The organism is Mycolicibacterium tokaiense (genome assembly GCF_010725885.1).
Taxonomy (GTDB): domain Bacteria; phylum Actinomycetota; class Actinomycetes; order Mycobacteriales; family Mycobacteriaceae; genus Mycobacterium; species Mycobacterium tokaiense.
The window spans coordinates 6136420-6152072 of record NZ_AP022600.1; the positions used below are offsets into that span (position 1 = coordinate 6136420).

14 protein-coding genes are annotated in these 15653 nt (G+C 68.7%); 6 read left to right on the forward strand and 8 right to left on the reverse strand.

Annotated elements, in window-relative coordinates; translation table 11 throughout:
• Nucleotides 1-45: 45 nt before the first annotated feature.
• From G6N58_RS29510 to G6N58_RS29525, 4 genes are read right to left on the reverse strand one after another with little or no spacing between them, the layout of a single operon-like run.
• Nucleotides 46-1209 (reverse strand): acyl-CoA dehydrogenase family protein, encoded by a 1164-nt coding sequence (locus G6N58_RS29510; protein WP_163908536.1) that lies wholly within the window; start codon nucleotides 1207-1209, stop codon nucleotides 46-48.
• A gap of 39 nt (nucleotides 1210-1248) precedes the next feature.
• Nucleotides 1249-2052 (reverse strand): SDR family oxidoreductase, encoded by an 804-nt coding sequence (locus tag G6N58_RS29515; protein WP_115280383.1) that lies wholly within the window; start codon nucleotides 2050-2052, stop codon nucleotides 1249-1251.
• Entirely contained in the window at nucleotides 2049-4091 is a 2043-nt protein-coding gene (locus tag G6N58_RS29520) for an acetate--CoA ligase family protein (RefSeq protein WP_163908538.1), read from the reverse strand. Before G6N58_RS29520 ends, G6N58_RS29515 begins: the two co-directional genes overlap by 4 nt.
• Nucleotides 4088-5485 carry a flavin monoamine oxidase family protein gene (locus G6N58_RS29525; RefSeq protein ID WP_115280382.1) on the reverse strand — a complete coding sequence of 466 codons (1398 nt, stop codon included), beginning with the start codon at nucleotides 5483-5485 and terminating at the stop codon, nucleotides 4088-4090. The genes G6N58_RS29520 and G6N58_RS29525 overlap by 4 nt, the downstream gene beginning before the upstream one ends.
• 125 nt (nucleotides 5486-5610) lie before the next feature.
• Here G6N58_RS29525 and G6N58_RS29530 point away from each other — a divergent pair, with 125 nt between their 5' ends.
• From G6N58_RS29530 to G6N58_RS29545, 4 genes are read left to right on the forward strand one after another with little or no spacing between them, the layout of a single operon-like run.
• Nucleotides 5611-5775, forward strand: coding sequence for a hypothetical protein (locus tag G6N58_RS29530; RefSeq protein WP_163908541.1), 165 nt, complete (start codon nucleotides 5611-5613; stop codon nucleotides 5773-5775).
• Complete coding sequence (locus G6N58_RS29535; RefSeq protein WP_115281957.1) at nucleotides 5775-7241, forward strand: cytosine permease; 1467 nt, start codon at nucleotides 5775-5777, stop codon at nucleotides 7239-7241. Before G6N58_RS29530 ends, G6N58_RS29535 begins: the two co-directional genes overlap by 1 nt.
• Nucleotides 7242-7275: 34 nt before the next feature.
• Nucleotides 7276-9288: a glycoside hydrolase family 15 protein gene (locus G6N58_RS29540; protein ID WP_232068053.1), complete on the forward strand. Its 2013-nt coding sequence runs from the start codon at nucleotides 7276-7278 to the stop codon at nucleotides 9286-9288.
• 45 nt (nucleotides 9289-9333) lie between these two features.
• Nucleotides 9334-9831: a GAF domain-containing protein gene (locus G6N58_RS29545; RefSeq protein ID WP_115280381.1), complete on the forward strand. Its 498-nt coding sequence runs from the start codon at nucleotides 9334-9336 to the stop codon at nucleotides 9829-9831.
• Between the two features lie 2 nt (nucleotides 9832-9833).
• Here G6N58_RS29545 and G6N58_RS29550 read toward each other — a convergent pair whose 3' ends face one another.
• Nucleotides 9834-10508, reverse strand: a complete 675-nt coding sequence (locus G6N58_RS29550) for a sensor domain-containing protein (protein WP_115280380.1) — start codon at nucleotides 10506-10508, stop codon at nucleotides 9834-9836.
• Nucleotides 10508-12433 carry a translation elongation factor 4 gene (gene lepA, locus G6N58_RS29555; protein ID WP_115281956.1) on the reverse strand — a complete coding sequence of 642 codons (1926 nt, stop codon included), beginning with the start codon at nucleotides 12431-12433 and terminating at the stop codon, nucleotides 10508-10510. The genes G6N58_RS29550 and lepA overlap by 1 nt, the downstream gene beginning before the upstream one ends.
• A 57-nt stretch (nucleotides 12434-12490) precedes the next feature.
• Between lepA and G6N58_RS29560 the strand changes: the two genes are divergently transcribed.
• Complete coding sequence (locus G6N58_RS29560; protein WP_115280379.1) at nucleotides 12491-13129, forward strand: type II toxin-antitoxin system PemK/MazF family toxin; 639 nt, start codon at nucleotides 12491-12493, stop codon at nucleotides 13127-13129.
• 4 nt (nucleotides 13130-13133) lie between these two features.
• Here G6N58_RS29560 and G6N58_RS29565 read toward each other — a convergent pair whose 3' ends face one another.
• Nucleotides 13134-13799, reverse strand: coding sequence for a TetR/AcrR family transcriptional regulator (locus G6N58_RS29565; protein ID WP_115280378.1), 666 nt, complete (start codon nucleotides 13797-13799; stop codon nucleotides 13134-13136).
• A 71-nt stretch (nucleotides 13800-13870) separates the two neighbouring features.
• On the opposite strand from G6N58_RS29565, the gene G6N58_RS29570 reads away from it, so the two are divergent.
• Complete coding sequence (locus G6N58_RS29570) at nucleotides 13871-15022, forward strand: acyl-CoA dehydrogenase (RefSeq protein WP_115280377.1); 1152 nt, start codon at nucleotides 13871-13873, stop codon at nucleotides 15020-15022.
• Nucleotides 15023-15044: 22 nt separating this feature from the next.
• Here G6N58_RS29570 and G6N58_RS29575 read toward each other — a convergent pair whose 3' ends face one another.
• Nucleotides 15045-15653, reverse strand: a complete 609-nt coding sequence (locus G6N58_RS29575; protein WP_232068054.1) for a GNAT family N-acetyltransferase — start codon at nucleotides 15651-15653, stop codon at nucleotides 15045-15047.

The window sequence follows — 15653 nt, forward strand, 5'->3', positions numbered from 1 at the left end:
ACCCTTCGATGGTACAAGTGAGATAACTGGCCGCCCGATCAAACCTCAGCCCAGATTGCGGGAGATCACCAGACGCATGATGTCGGAGGTGCCTTCCTCGATCTCCTCCAACTTGGCGTCGCGCATCCACTGCTCCACGGGATACTCCCTCGAGTAGCCCCACCCGCCGAGGGTCTGCACCGCGGCATGCGTGACGAACATGGCGGTCTCGGAGGCGGTCAGTTTGGCCATCGCGGCGATACCGCGTGCCTGCACCCCACTGTCGATCAGGCGCGCCGCGTGCAACACCAGCAGGCGGGCGGCTTCGATCCTGGTGGCCATCTCGGCCAGCCGGAAGGCCACCGCCTGATGATCGATGATCGGCACGCCGAACTGCTTGCGGGTCTTGGCGTACTCGTGGGCGTACTCGTAAGCGGCGCGGGCGGCACCCACCGCGGCCGCGCCGAGCACCACCCGGGAGATGTCGAAGGTGCCCATCAGCCCGTAGAAACCCTGCCCCTCGTCGCCCAGCCGGTCCTCCTCGGGCACGAACACGCTGTCGAGGAAGATCTCGCGGCACACGATGGCCCGCTGTCCCATCTTCTTCATGGGCTCGCCGAAGCTCAGTCCGTCGGTGTCCCTGTCCACCAGGAAGGCCGAGATACCCGCGGACCGCTTGGAGGGATCGGTCTTGGCGAAGACCACATAGGACTGGGCGGCGCCGGCATTGGAGATCCACGCCTTCTGGCCGTTGAGGCGGTAGCCACCCTCGACGCGGGTGGCGGTGGTGGCGATGGACGCGGCGTCCGAACCGGATTCGGGTTCGGTGGTGGCCAGCGAGGTCATGATGGCGCCCGGCCCGGTCAACGGGGTCAGCCACCGCTTCTTCTGCTCCTCGGTGCCCAGCACCATGATCGGGTCGGAGAAGAACCCGTTGGAGCACACCAGGTTTCCGATGCCCGGGTCCCCCCAGCACAATTCCTCCTGAACGAGGCACTGGGTGAAGACGTCGGTGAAACCGCCGCCGCCGTACTCCTCGGGGATCATGAAGTCGGTGATGCCGACCGCGGCGGCCTTGGCGAAGATGTCCACCGGGGTCACGGTGTCGGCCTCGTCCACCTCACGGCCTCGGGGGCGGATCTCCTTGGTGGCGAAGTCGCGGCACAGTTCGACGATCTGCTTCTGCTCGTCGGACAGCGGCCAGGCCGGGATGTTGGTGGTGACAGTCATCGGGATGCTCCTTCGAACGCGGTTGTGCGCCTGCTGGTTTCAGCGGCGTGAATAGACGGGTTTGCCGAGCCACTGGCCGCCGTCAGCCACCAGTACTTCGCCGGTGACGTAACCGGCGCGGTCGCCGAGCAGGTACGCCGCCGACTCCGCGATCTCTGCGGGTTCGGCGAATCGGTTGGCCGGCACACTGGCCAGCACCTCGCGGCGGGCCTCGGCATCGCCCCACAGGGCCGCGCCGGCACCGGCGGTCTCGGTGGGTCCCGGCGCCAGGCAGTTCACCCGCACACCGCGTGCGCCCCACTCGACGGCCAGGGTCCGGGTCATCGCGACCACTCCGCCCTTGGCCGCAGCGCTGTGCACGGTGCCGGGATGACCGTGCCAGGCGTAACTGGCGATGATGTTGAGGATGGTCCCGCTTCCCGCCGCGAGCATGTGTTGGGCCGCGGCGTGGGTGCAGTAGTAGGTGCCGTTGAGCACGATGTCGGTCACCGCTTTCCAACCGCCCGGCGACAGCTCCTCCGACGGCACCACGAAGTTGCCCGCGGCATTGTTGACCAGAGCATCCAGGCGCCCGTGCCGGGCGGCCAGGCCGTCCACCGCGGCGGACACAGCCTCGTGGTCGCGGACGTCGCAGACCAGCGCCTCGGCCTGTCCGCCGGCGTCGGCGATCAGTGCCACGGTCTCATCGAGGGCCTCCTGGCGCCGGCCGAGCACCGCGACCACGCCACCGGCCAGGGCCCAGCGTTGCGCGATGGCACGGCCGATGCCCGAGCCGCCGCCGGTGACCAGTGCGACGCGGCCGGCGAACTCCGCGGCGAGATCGGGCAGGGTGGGGGTCGTCATGAGAGAACCTTTCCGGTTGGGCTGCACCGGGTTACGACCAGCGCATCGACGGCGAGCGCCCCGGTGGCGGTGGCGCGGACGGGGTTGAGCTCGATCTCGTCGACGCCCGCGTGGGAGGCAACAAGACGCGACACGGTGACGATCACGTCGGCGAGGGCGGCCACGTCCACCGGAGCACGCCCGCGCCAGCCCCGCAGCAGGGGTGCGATGCGCAGGGCTTCGAGCATGGCGGTGGCGGTGGCGGCGGTGACCGGGGCGCATTCCATCCTGATGTCGCGGTGCACCTCGGTCTCGGTGCCGCCGGCGCCGACCACCACCACGGGCCCCAGGTCGGGGTCGCGCCGGGCGGCCACCAGCACTTCGACGGCATCGGGTCTGCGGTCCAGTTCCTCGAGCACGTAGTCGCCGTCGCCGAGTCGGGCGCGCATGTCGGCGAGCGCCTCGCGGGCCTGCAGACCGGTGAGGTGGGTGTGCACACCGCCGGCCTCGCTCTTGTGTTCCAGCCACCCGGCCTTGAGCACCAGCGGTTCCCGCAGGCCGGCTGCGAGGTCGGCGTCGTCGTGCACCAGGACGCCCGGGGGAAATTCGATGCCGGCCTCCCCCAGCCAGGTCCGGGCCGCCCAGTATCCGGCCCCGATGGTGGTGGTGTCGTCACACGGTGGCACCTCGGCCGGCGGGGTTGCGGTGGCGGCGGCCAGGTGGGCCAGCACCCGCATTGCCGCTTCGATACTGCCGTAGACCGGCACCCCACTGCGCCAGAGCACCTGTGCGGTGTCCGAATCCGGCGCCATGGAGTGCACGATCACAGGAATGCCTGCCACGCCCAGCTTCTCGGCGACAGCCGCTTCGGCCCCCGCCAGGGCAGGGGTGTCCTGGCCATAGCAGCCGAAGTATCCGGTGAGCACCACGGCGTCCACGCCGCCGGTGGCGCCCACCTGTTCGACCACCCGGGCGTAGTTGCGTAGATCCTGCTCGCCGGCACCGGCCAGATCCACCGGGTTGCTGCACGCCGCACCCGAGGGAAGTTGCGCGGCAAGTGTTTCCGCGAGGGCCTCGGGAAGCTGCGGCACCGTCAGCCCGGCCGCGGCGGCCACGTCGGCCGCGATCCCGCTCTGTCCACCGCTGTCACCCACGATGGCGATGCGCCGGCCGCGCGGCAGGGACGCGGCGAGCAAACCCCGCGCGACGTCGATGAGTTCGGTGGGGGTGGACACCCGTACCACTCCGGCGGCGCGGCAGGCGGCGTCAACGACATCCACTGGTGCGGTGAGTGATCCGGTGTGGGTACGGGCCAGTCGGACGCTGGCGTTGCTGGCCCCGACGGTCAGCAGTACCGTCGGCTTGCCCGATGCGCGCAGTGCGGCCAGGGTTTCGAACAGGGCCTGCCCGCCGGCGAAGCTCTCCAGGTACAGCGCGATGACGGCGGTGTCGTCACGGTCGGCCAGGTCAGCGAGCAGTTCGGTGGCGGTGACGTCGGACTGGTTGCCGATGGACAAAAATCGTGAGATGCCGATCCCGGCCCGGCGGCCGATCGCCACCAGCTCCGAACCCAGTTGACCGCTCTGGGAGACGATCGCCAGCGGCCCGGGGGTCGGGGCGCCCCACATCAGCCGCAGTTCGTGGGTGGCGTCGTAGATGCCCAGGCTGTTGCTGCCGATCAGGCGCGCACCGGCGGCGGTGATGCGGGCGGCCAGTGCGGTGTCGTCGGCAATGCCGGCGGTGATGCCCAGGAAGCCGCGGGTGCCGCGCGCCAGGGCGGCGTCCACCACGTCGTCGACGTGGTGGGCGGGTACGCACAGCGCGACCAGTTCGGGAGTCTCGGGGAGCTCGGAAATGCTTGCTGCGCAGCCCCTGCCGAGGACGGTGGCCGAGCGGCTGTTGACCAGGTGCACAGCGCGGCGATGCGCGCCGGCCAGCGCACCGGAGGCCAGCCAGTACCCCCACTTGGCAGGGTCGTCCGAGGCTCCGACCACGGCCACCGATGCCGGATCGGTGAACACGCGCAGATCGGGTCGCGACGGGCTTGCCACGGCGGTCATCGCAGGGCCGCCAGGATCTCCGCGGCAGCGCGCCGGCCCGAGGCGATGGCACCGTCGATGTAGCCGTTCCACACCGGCGAGGTCTCGGTGCCGGCCCAGTGCAGGGGTCCGCAGGCGGTCCGCCAGCCTGTTTCGGCGTGCTCCAGCCACACTCCGGGTGCGGGGTTGGCGGCGTATCCGCCGTGCGCCCACGGGTCGTCGGGCCAGTTCTTCTCCGTGTAGTGCAGCGGCGCACCGGCCTGGTCACCGAACAGGGCGGTGAGCGTGGCCAGTACATCGGCTCGGCGTTGAGCGTCCGGCAGGCGCGCCCAGCGCTGCTGGCGATCGGCGTAGACAAAGGACACCAGCACACCGAGGCGGCCGTCCTCGGGCGAATTGTCGAACACCACGCCCACCGAGTGATCGCCGTAGACCGTGGCCTCGCCGGAGAGGCCGACGGACCGCCAGAACGGGGTGTCGTACACGGTGTGGATCTTGGCCACGTCTCCCATGGGGCTGCGTTCCATCCAGCGGTTGCGGGCCTGGGGCAGCGGCGGGGTGAACTGGATGCGCACCGCTGCGCCGGGCGCCGCGGCCACGACGACACGGCGGGCCCGGACCTGTCCGCGGGCGGTGTCGACGAGCACCCCACCGTCGTCGAGCACGGTGATGCGGTGCACGGCGGCATCGGTGTGCACACGGTCACCGAGGTACGCGGCCATCGCCTGCGGTATCGCCTGGGCGCCCGCGTTGAAGCGGCGTTCCTGCGCGCAACCCTCGGTCTCCATCAGCTGGTCGAATCCGCCGGCGGAGGCAACGTAGAAGAGGAAGTGAAACAGCGAGATGTCGCGCGGCTCGACTGTCCACACGCCCTGCACCGCCAGGGCCAGCCGGGTCCGGGCGTCCCCGTCGGATACTTCGCGATCCAGGTAGGTCTGCACGGTCTGGCTGTCCCAGTCGGCGATGGACGCTGTGGCGCCGGGATGGTCGGGGTCGATCGTCGCCGCCAGCGCATCGATCTGCTCGGTGGCGGCCTCGTAGGCGGCGACACCGGGGCCGTCGGCCGGTCCGGCATTGCGGAAGGGCCGGCAGACGCCGTCGGTCCACAGCTCCAGGTGATCCCCGGTGTTGTACGTCGGGAAAGTGCTGACGCCGAATCGCTGCGCGGCGGCGAGGAGTCGGGTCTGGGTGGGCCCCACCCACTGGCCACCATGATCGATGACAAGGCCGGACACGTGGTCGAGGCGTTCGGAGAGAACCCGTCCACCCACCCGGTCCGCTGCCTCCAGCACCACCACGTCGACGCCGTCATCGTGCAGGTCGACAGCGGTCGTCAGGCCGGCGTAACCGGCGCCGACCACCACTGTCGTCGCGGTCGCCGGCAAGGGCGCGCGGCCGGCAGATTCGTCTGTCATGGGCCCAGTCTGTAGTTAATTGGCCCGCCAGTCAAGAATAAACGTGAAGCGGATCCAGGGCTTGACACGCTGTGGCGTCAGCCACACACTTTCTAAACTGGCCCGCCAATCAGAAATGAGCCGCTGTGGAGAACCCGTCGTACGAGCAGCAATTGAAGGACCGACTGACGCTGATCGAGAGCGCCGACGCAGGCGCCGTGACCGTCGCCGACCTGCCCCTCCGCGACCTCATCTTGACCGTCGCGACCCTGGCCGTGACCATCGTCGCGCTCCTGTGGTGGGCGTACTGATGACCGAGAGCATCCGCGAAAGCACCCCGACCACCGCCCGCGACGGCAGCCCGGACGCCACCCTCACCGATCTGCCCCTGCTCCCCCACGAACGCATCTGGGGCTTCTGGCAGCACTCCTCGGTGAACATCGGCCTCGCCATCGCCACCTGGGCGTTCCTGCAGGGAGCGGCCGTCGCCTACTACGTGGGCTTCGTGCAGGCGATCGCCACCATCGTCATCGGCTACGGCCTCAGCGTGCTGGCGGTGGCGCTGGCCCCCTGCATGCCGTCGGTGAAGTACGGCATCGAACAGTTCGTCGGCCTGCGGTGCACCTTCGGTGAGACCGGGGCCCGGCTGGTCATGATCGTCATGTCGACGCTGCTGGCGGCGGCGTGGTCGGCCATCCTGGCGATCATGTTCGGCCACGGCCTGGTGGTGGTGGCCAATCAGCTCTTCGGGCTCGAACTCTCGCAGGCCGGAGCTGCGGCCAGCCTGTTGGCGCTGACCGCCATCACGGTGTCAGCGCTGATCCTGGCCCGCGGGCCGGTCTCGGTGGAGGCGGTGTGCCGGGTGCTGGCACCGATGCTGCTGGTGATCCTCGTCGGCATCATCATCATCGTCTTCACCCAGCACAGCTGGTCCGAACTGGCCGCGCTTGCCCCGCTGGGCGGCGTCACCGACGACCCCCACCTCAGCTTCGTCCTGGCCGTCGAACTGAGCATTGCCGGCGGCTTCGCCTGGTGGCCCAACCTCGGGAACCTCGCGCGGCTGACCCGCAGCTCGCGCGCCGCGTTCTGGCCGAACTGGCTGGGCGTGTTCGGCGCCTCGGTGGTGGCCGCCGCGGTGGGCGCCATGGCGGCGCTGTCGCTGCAGGTGGAAGAACCCACCCAATGGTTCATCCCCTTGGCCGGCGTCGGGATCGGAGTGGTGGCCCTGGTGATCGTCTGCCTGGCCAACATCGCCGCCATCCTGTCGCAGGGATACGCCTCGATGGTCGCCCTCAAGGGTGGCGGAGGCCGGGTGTTTCGGGCCGCGGCCTGGCCCTGGCTGGTCGCCACCATCCTGGTGCCCGCGGCCGTCCTGGTGTTCTTCCCTGCCGCCGTCTACGACAACTACGGCCGCTTCCTGTCCTGGGGCGCAATCGTGCTGGCCCCACTGTGTGCGGTGCAGATCGTCGACTACTTCATCCTGCGGCGCCGCCAACTCAGCGTCCGGGACCTCTTCCTGCCCGCGTACCTTTCCGCCTACGGTTACTGGAAGGGCGTCAACCCGGCCGCCTTCGCGGCAGTAGGTGCCGGCGCAGTGACGTATTCGCTTGTGCTAAACCCGGTTTCGTACGAACCGAGCGAGGTGTTCCGCTACACCACTGCGTCGCTGCCCGCGTTCGCGGTTGCCGGCGTGACGTTCTACGTCCTGACCAAGCTGGTGGTGCAGCGCCTGGGGTTGGGCGGATACCCGAACACGACGCACCGTCGGTACAACTAGACGCCGACGGCGTGGGCACACGATGATGGGCGGCATGACCCTCGACATCGAGACCGGAGACAACGCCGCGGACGATGTGCGCCCGTACGTCGACCCCCCGCTCACGGTGACGGCGCCGGTGCCGTACGCACCGGTGGGCGGGTTGCGCAATCCGTTTCCGCCCATCGCCGACTACGGCTTCCTGTCCGACTGCGAGAACACCTGCCTGGTGTCCTCGGCCGGCTCGATCGAATGGCTCTGTGTGCCGCGGCCGGACTCCCCCAGCGTGTTCGGCGCGATCCTGGACCGCGGTGCCGGGCATTTCCGGCTGGCCCCCTACGGCGTCGCGGTGCCCTCGGCACGCCGCTACCTGCCCGGCAGCCTGATCCTGGAGACCACCTGGCAGACCCACACCGGCTGGCTCATCGTCCGCGAGGCGCTGGTGCAGGGCCCCTGGCACGACCTGGAGCGGCGCTCACGCACGCACCGGCGTACCCCGATGGACTGGGACGCCGAACACATCCTGCTGCGCACGGTCCGCTGCGTCAGCGGCACGGTCGAACTGGTGATGAGCTGCGAGCCGTCGTTCGACTACCACCGCATCCCGTCCAAGTGGGAGTACTCCGGTCCGGCCTACGGCGAGGCGATCGCGCGGGCCAGCCGCAACCCCGACGCACACCCGACGCTGCGGCTGACCACCAATCTGCGATTGGGTCTCGAGGGCCACGAGGCCCGCGCACGCACCCGGCTCACCGAGGGCGACAACGTCTTCGTGGCACTGTCGTGGTCCGGGCATCCCGCCCCGCAGACGTACGAGGAAGCTGCCAACAAGATGTGGCAGACCAGCGAGATGTGGCGGCAGTGGATCAACATCGGCGATTTCCCCGACCACCCGTGGCGCTCCTATCTGCAGCGCAGCGCGCTGACCCTGAAGGGGCTGACGTACTCCCCCACCGGTGCCCTGCTGGCGGCCAGCACGACGTCGCTGCCCGAGACCCCGCAGGGTGAGCGCAACTGGGACTACCGCTACGCCTGGGTGCGCGATTCGACGTTCGCGCTGTGGGGCCTCTACACCCTGGGCCTGGACCGCGAGGCCGACGACTTCTTCGCCTTCATCGCCGACGTGTCCGGCGCCAACAACGGCGAGCGCCACCCTTTGCAGGTGATGTACGGGGTGGGCGGCGAACGCAGCCTCGAAGAGGCCGAGCTGAACCACCTGTCGGGCTACGACAACGCGCGACCCGTGCGGATCGGCAACGGCGCGTACAGCCAGATGCAGCACGACATCTGGGGCACGATGCTCGATTCGGTGTACCTGCACACCAAGTCCCGCGAGCAGATCCCCGAGAGCCTGTGGCCGGTGCTCAAGAACCAGGTGGAAGAGGCCATCAAGCACTGGAAGGAACCCGACCGCGGCATCTGGGAGGTGCGTGGCGAACCCCAGCACTTCACCTCCAGCAAGATCATGTGCTGGGTGGCGCTGGACCGCGGCTCCAAACTCGCCGAACTCGAGGGTGAGCGCAGCTACGCCCAGCAGTGGCGCGTCATCGCCGAGGAGATCAAGGCCGACATCCTGGCCCGCGGCGTGGACTCGCGCGGCGTGCTGACCCAGCGCTACGGCGACGACGCGCTGGACGCCTCACTGCTGTTGGCGGTGCTGACCCGTTTCCTGCCACCGGACGACCCGCGGATCCGCGCGACGGTGCTGGCGATCGCCGACGAGCTCACCGAGGACGGCCTGGTGCTGCGCTACCGCGTCGAGGAGACCGACGACGGCCTGTCCGGCGAGGAGGGGGCGTTCACCATCTGCTCGTTCTGGCTGGTGTCCGCGCTGGTGGAGATCGGTGAGATCCACCGGGCCCGGCATCTGTGTGAGCGGCTGCTGAGCTTCGCCAGCCCGCTGCACCTCTACGCCGAGGAGATCGAACCCCGGACCGGCCGGCACCTGGGCAACTTCCCGCAGGCGTTCACCCACCTCGCGCTGATCAACGCCGTGGTGCACGTGATCCGCGCCGAGGAGGAGGCCGACGCCTCGGGCACGTTCCAGCCCGCCAACGCCCCCATGTGAATTCATCACTTGCGTGACTGCCCGGCGGGCAGCACGATCGAGGGCATGACCGATGAGCAGACGCCCGCCACCGACACCACCGCCGGACTGCGCGGCCTGTCCGCAGACCTGGACGCCATCGCCGCGAAACTCGGGGTGAAGTCCGTTCTGGTGATGCGGTCGGAACCCGACTCGATGGTGGTGGCCGCCACCGCGGGTGAGGCCTCCAAGCACTACACCGTGGGCGCCGCGGGCAAGAAGGCCGGCGACACCGATCGTGTCCCGCTGTACTGCGAGCGCGTGGTGAACACCGATGCACCGTTGTTCGTCGAGGACTCCCGCGCGGACGCCACCTTCGCCGGCAACGAGGACGAGGTGGAGTTCGGCCTGCACAACTACCTGGGGCTCGCCGTGCACGGTCCCGGCGGCGACGTGGTCGGCACGGTCTGCGTCCTCGACGATTCGGCCCGCACCTACGGCGACGACGAGGTGGCGGCGCTGGAGGATCTGCGCGACAACGTCGAACGCGCGCTGCGCGAAGATGATTCAGCGCTGGGCGGCTGAGTTCAGCCGACGTTCTTGACCAGCGCCTCGACGATGGCCTGGGCCTCGTCGTCGGGCGACATGCTGCATGCCGAGGCCTCGACGATGACGCTCGACACCGCCGACATCGCGTGCTGGCAGGTCCAGCCGTCGGCATCGAGTTGCAGGGCGTTCTGGCTGATCATGGTGTCGGACACGGTCATCTCCTCGAACACCCAGGTGAAGACGTAGTCCCCGTCGAACATCGACAGCTCGTTGTCGACACACTCCTGCCACTGCGTCTTGGAGGCCTCGTAGAACGCCGACGCCTGCTCGGCCGACTCGAAGCGCACCGCGGTCTGCTCCACCCAGTGCGCCGGGTCGTCGCTGGGCTGCGTCAGCACCTCGTCGGCCACCTCGGTCCATCCGCTGCCCGAGTAGATGATCTCCTCGGCGTTGTAGAGCGCACCCAGACAGGCCGGATCCGAGACGTCGCCGCTGTGGTCGACCATCTCGTCGATGGACTCCACCAACTCGATGTCGTCGGCACCCATGATCGCGTTGATCTCCTCGACGCTGATCAACGTCGAGGCCAGGTCACCGGAGCGGGGCCCGTCGGCGCCGCCGGCGTCGGCCGGCTTCGCCGCTCCCGCAACCACATTCGTGCACCCGGCGAGCGCCACCGCCGCCAGCGACACCAGCGTGGCGCGGCCGAGCACTACTTCTTTCCCTTGTCGGCCGACGAATCGGTGGACAGGGCGGCCACGAAGGCTTCCTGCGGCACGTCGACCCGACCGATGGTCTTCATCCGCTTCTTGCCTTCCTTCTGCTTCTCGAGCAGCTTGCGCTTACGGGTGATGTCACCGCCGTAGCACTTGGACAGCACGTCTTTGCGGATGGCCCGGATGTTCTCGCGCGCAATGATCTTCGCGCCGATGGCGGCCTGGATGGGCACCTCGAACTGCTGGCGCGGGATGAGTTCTTTGAGCTTGGTGGTCATCTTGTTGCCGTACTCGCCGGCCGAGTCCTTGTGCACGATGGCACTGAACGCGTCGACGGCCTCACCCTGCAACAGGATGTCGACCTTGACCAGATCGGCCTCCTGCTCGCCGGACTCTTCGTAGTCCAGGCTGGCGTAGCCGCGGGTGCGTGACTTCAGCGAGTCGAAGAAGTCGAAGATGATCTCGCCCAGCGGCATGGTGTAGCGCAGCTCGACCCGCTCCGGCGACAGGTAGTCCATCCCGCCGAGCTCGCCGCGGCGCGACTGGCACAGCTCCATGATGGTGCCGATGAACTCACTCGGCGCGATGATGGTCACCTTGACCACCGGCTCGTACACCGCGCGGATCTTGCCCTCCGGCCAGTCCGACGGGTTGGTCACCACCAGCGCCTGGTCCGGGGTGTTCTTGCCCTCGGTGACCACCCGGTAGACGACGTTGGGTGAGGTGGAGATGAGATCGAGGTCGAATTCGCGCTCGAGGCGCTCGCGGGTGATCTCCATGTGCAGCAGGCCCAGGAAGCCGCAACGGAAGCCGAAGCCCAGCGCCACCGAGGTCTCCGGCTCGTAGGTCAGCGCCGCATCGTTGAGCTGCAGCTTGTCCAGCGCCTCACGCAGGTTCGGGTAGTCCGAGCCGTCCACCGGATACAGCCCGGAGTAGACCATCGGCTTGGGCTCGCGGTAGCCGGTCAGCGCCTCGGTGGCGCCGTTGCGGGCGGTGGTCACGGTGTCGCCGACCTTGGACTGGCGGACATCCTTCACGCCGGTGATGAGGTAGCCGACCTCACCGACACCCAACCCGGTGGTGGCCTTGGGCTCCGGGGAGACGATGCCCACCTCGAGCAGCTCGTGGGTGGCGCCGGTGGACATCATCTTGATCTTCTCGCGCGGGTTGAGCTTGCCGTCGACCACACGGACGTAGGTGACCACCCCGCGGTAGATGTCGTACACCGAGTCGAAGATCATGGCGCGGGCCGGCGCGTCGGCCTCGCCCTGCGGAGCCGGGATCTGGCGTACCACCGCGTCCAGGAGTTCGGGAACCCCGGCACCGGTTTTTCCGGACACCCGCAGCACGTCGTCGGGCTCGCACCCGATGATGTGCGCAATCTCGCCGGCGTAGCGTTCCGGATCCGCCGCGGGCAGATCGATCTTGTTGAGCACCGGGATGATCGTCAGGTCCCGGTCCAGCGCCAGGTACAGGTTGGCCAGCGTCTGCGCCTCGATGCCCTGGGCCGCGTCCACCAGCAGCACGGCACCCTCACAGGCCTCCAGCGCGCGGGACACCTCGTAGGTGAAGTCGACGTGGCCCGGAGTGTCGATCAGGTGCAGCACGTACTGCTCGACGGAGCCATCCTCGCTGGTGACCGACCACGGCAACCGGACGTTCTGCGCTTTGATCGTGATGCCGCGCTCGCGTTCGATGTCCATCCGGTCGAGGTACTGCGCGCGCATGTCACGGTCGGCGACCACACCCGTGATCCCCAGCATCCGGTCCGCCAGCGTCGATTTCCCGTGGTCGATGTGGGCGATGATGCTGAAGTTGCGGATCTGCGCCGGGGGCGTGAAGGTCTTGTCGGCGAAACTGCTGATGGGAATCTCCTGAGTACTGGTGCCCTCAAAACGCCCGGTTAGGCGCCTCCAGAGTATCGAGCGGCAGGCGTCACGACCCAATCGTGCCCACGATCCTCACCTATGCTGCTAGTCATGGCGACGCAGTGGAAGTCGTTCCAGCAGGTTCTCAAAGCCGCCGAGCACGTGGTCTTCACCGAGGCCCCGAAGATCATCAAGGGCCTGCAGAACCCGCAGGCGGTACAGCGCAACATCAGCAACGGTCTGCAGCGGGGTCTGGCGCAGGGCATCAAGATGGGCATCGACGTCCTGGCCGCCAACGCCCTCGAGCAGCAGGCCGCGCAGAAGCGCGCCGCGATCCCGGCCGGGCGCCCGGTGACCAGCAACGCCGTGCCCTCGGCGCACCGCGCCCGCAAGATCGTCTACGCCCCCGACCTCGACGGCCGCGCCGACCCGGGCGAGATCGTATGGACCTGGGTGGTCTTCGAAGACGATCCGAGCCGGGGCAAGGACCGACCGGTGCTGGTGGTGGGCCGTGACCACAAGACCCTGCTGGGGCTGATGCTGTCCAGCCAGGACCACCACGCGCAGGACCCGGAGTGGATCGGTATCGGCGCCGGCCCGTGGGATCACGACGGCAGGCCAAGCTGGGTGCGGCTGGACCGGGTACTCGACGTCCCGGAGGAGGGCATCCGCCGCGAGGGTGCGATCCTCGAGCGCACCACCTTCGACCTGGTGGCCGCCCGCCTGCGGGCCGAGTACTCCTGGTCCTGACGCCCTACCTCGGCGGTTGCGCCAGTACCTGCCGCAGCCGCGGTAGGACGGACTCCAGGGGCTCGTCGGTCTCGAATGCCAACACGGCCGTGCGATTCTCGGGCAGCCGACCGAACAGCGCCGACACCGTGGCCATCGCGTCGGAGAGCTCCGGCTCCGGGGACACGATGTCGCCCCGCAACCACCGGCGCAGGACGTGGTTGTGCGCGGTCACCACCGCCGTCGCGATCAGATCCGCGCGCAACGCGGCGTCGGTGCCGTCGCCGGACTGCGCCATCAAATACTGCCGGAACAGCTGGATGTAGCGTCCGACGCTGGCGATCTCACGGTCGCGCAGCGCCGACACCGTATTGGTCAGGCGGTATCTGGCCCGGGCCAGTTCGCCTTCACGCAGGTAGTACGCGAACACCTCGTTGGACGCCGCGATCACCGCCGACAGCGCCGCAGCGCCACCCGGCGCCGCCGCCAACCGCTGCTCGAGCTGCTGCAGCAGCGCGTCGTGATCAGGAAAGATCAGCCCTTCCTTCGACCCGAAGAGCCGGAACAGGGTGGTCCTGCCCACCCCGGCGCGCGCGGCGATCGCGTCCATGGTGACCGCGTCGTAGCCGTGCTCCTCGAACAGCGACATGGCGGCGCTGACCAGCCGATCCCGGGCGCCGGTGTCAGACATCCGCGTCTCCTGTCTGTGAATTCGGACCAGGTACTTGTACTGAGTACCAAAAACAGGGTACTAAGTACCACATGGATAGTTCGTTCGATCTGTTTCAGCTGCCTCCCGAGCACGAGGAACTGCGCGCCGCCATCCGTGGGCTGGCGGAGAAAGAAATAGCCCCCCACGCCGCCGACGTCGACGAGCAGTCGCGATTCCCCGACGAGGCCCTGGCCGCGCTGAACGCGTCGGGATTCAACGCCGTGCACATCCCCGAGGAGTACGGCGGCCAAGGCGCCGATTCGGTGGCCGCCTGCATCGTCATCGAAGAGGTGGCCCGCGTGGACGCCTCGGCGTCGCTGATCCCCGCCGTCAACAAACTCGGCACCATGGGTCTGATCCTGCGCGGCTCCGACGACCTGAAGAAGAAGGTGCTGCCCGACCTGGTGGACGGCGGCATGGCCTCCTACGCGCTGAGCGAGCGGGAGGCGGGCTCCGATGCCGCCGGGATGAAGACCCGCGCCAAGGCCGACGGTGACGGCTGGATCCTCAACGGCACCAAGGCGTGGATCACCAACGGCGGCAAGTCGACCTGGTACACCGTGATGGCCGTGACCGATCCCGACAAGGGCGCCAACGGCATCTCGGCGTTTGTGGTGCACCTCGATGACGAGGGCTTCACCGTCGGCCCCAAGGAACGCAAGCTCGGGATCAAGGGCTCCCCGACCACCGAGCTGTACTTCGAGAACTGCCGGATCCCCGGGGATCGGATGATCGGCGATCCCGGCACCGGGTTCAAGACCGCACTGGCCACGCTGGACCACACCCGCCCGACCATCGGCGCTCAGGCTGTCGGCATCGCCCAGGGCGCCCTGGACGCGGCGATCGCCTACACCAGGGACCGCAAGCAGTTCGGCAAATCCATCAGCCAGTTCCAGGGTGTGCAGTTCATGCTCGCCGACATGGCGATGAAGGTGGAGGCGGCGCGGTTGATGGTCTACAGCGCCGCCGCCCGCGCCGAGCGCGGGGAAGGCGAGTTGGGCTTCATCTCGGCGGCCAGCAAATGCTTCGCCTCGGACATCGCCATGGAGGTCACCACCGACGCGGTCCAGTTGTTCGGCGGGGCCGGCTACACCGTGGACTTCCCGGTGGAGCGGATGATGCGCGACGCCAAGATCACCCAGATCTACGAGGGCACCAACCAGATCCAGCGGGTCGTGATGAGCCGCGCCCTGCTCAAGTAGCCGTCGGTGCGCCGGGCCCGGGTCACCGGGGCCGGCGCCACATGGCCCACATCGTGGGCCCACCTCGCGGCAGCGCGATCTCACGGGTGACCTCGAACCCGAAGCGCTGGTAGTACGGCACGTTGTCGGCCTTCGTCGACTCCAGGTAGGCCGGTGCGTGCTCGGCATCCACCCGGTCCAGCCGCGACGCCATGAGCGCCTGACCGAAACCCGCTCCCCGGTGCGCGGGGTCGCTACCAATCACCGACAGATACCAGTGCGGTTCCTCGGGATGGTGTTGCTTCATCAGGTCGGACACCTCCTGCCCCACCGATATCCGCGATCCGAACGCGCGCAGGAACCCGGGCATCATCAGCAGGCCCTCCAGCCGGGACTCCTGCCAGCAGTCGGGTGGATCCCACAGCGCCGCAGCGACGATGCCACTGCCGTCGAGCGCGATCTCGGCGCCGGTCTGCGACAGGAAGTGATGACGCGTCATGGTGGCGAACATGCGGGGCAGACCGGCCGAGCGCCGAGCCGGATCGGGCAGCATCCACGTCATCACCGGATCGTCGAAGAACGCCCGGCCCAGGGTCTGCGCGAGCGCCCGGGTGTCGGCCTTGCGGGCCGGGCGAACAGCGGGAGTTGTCAC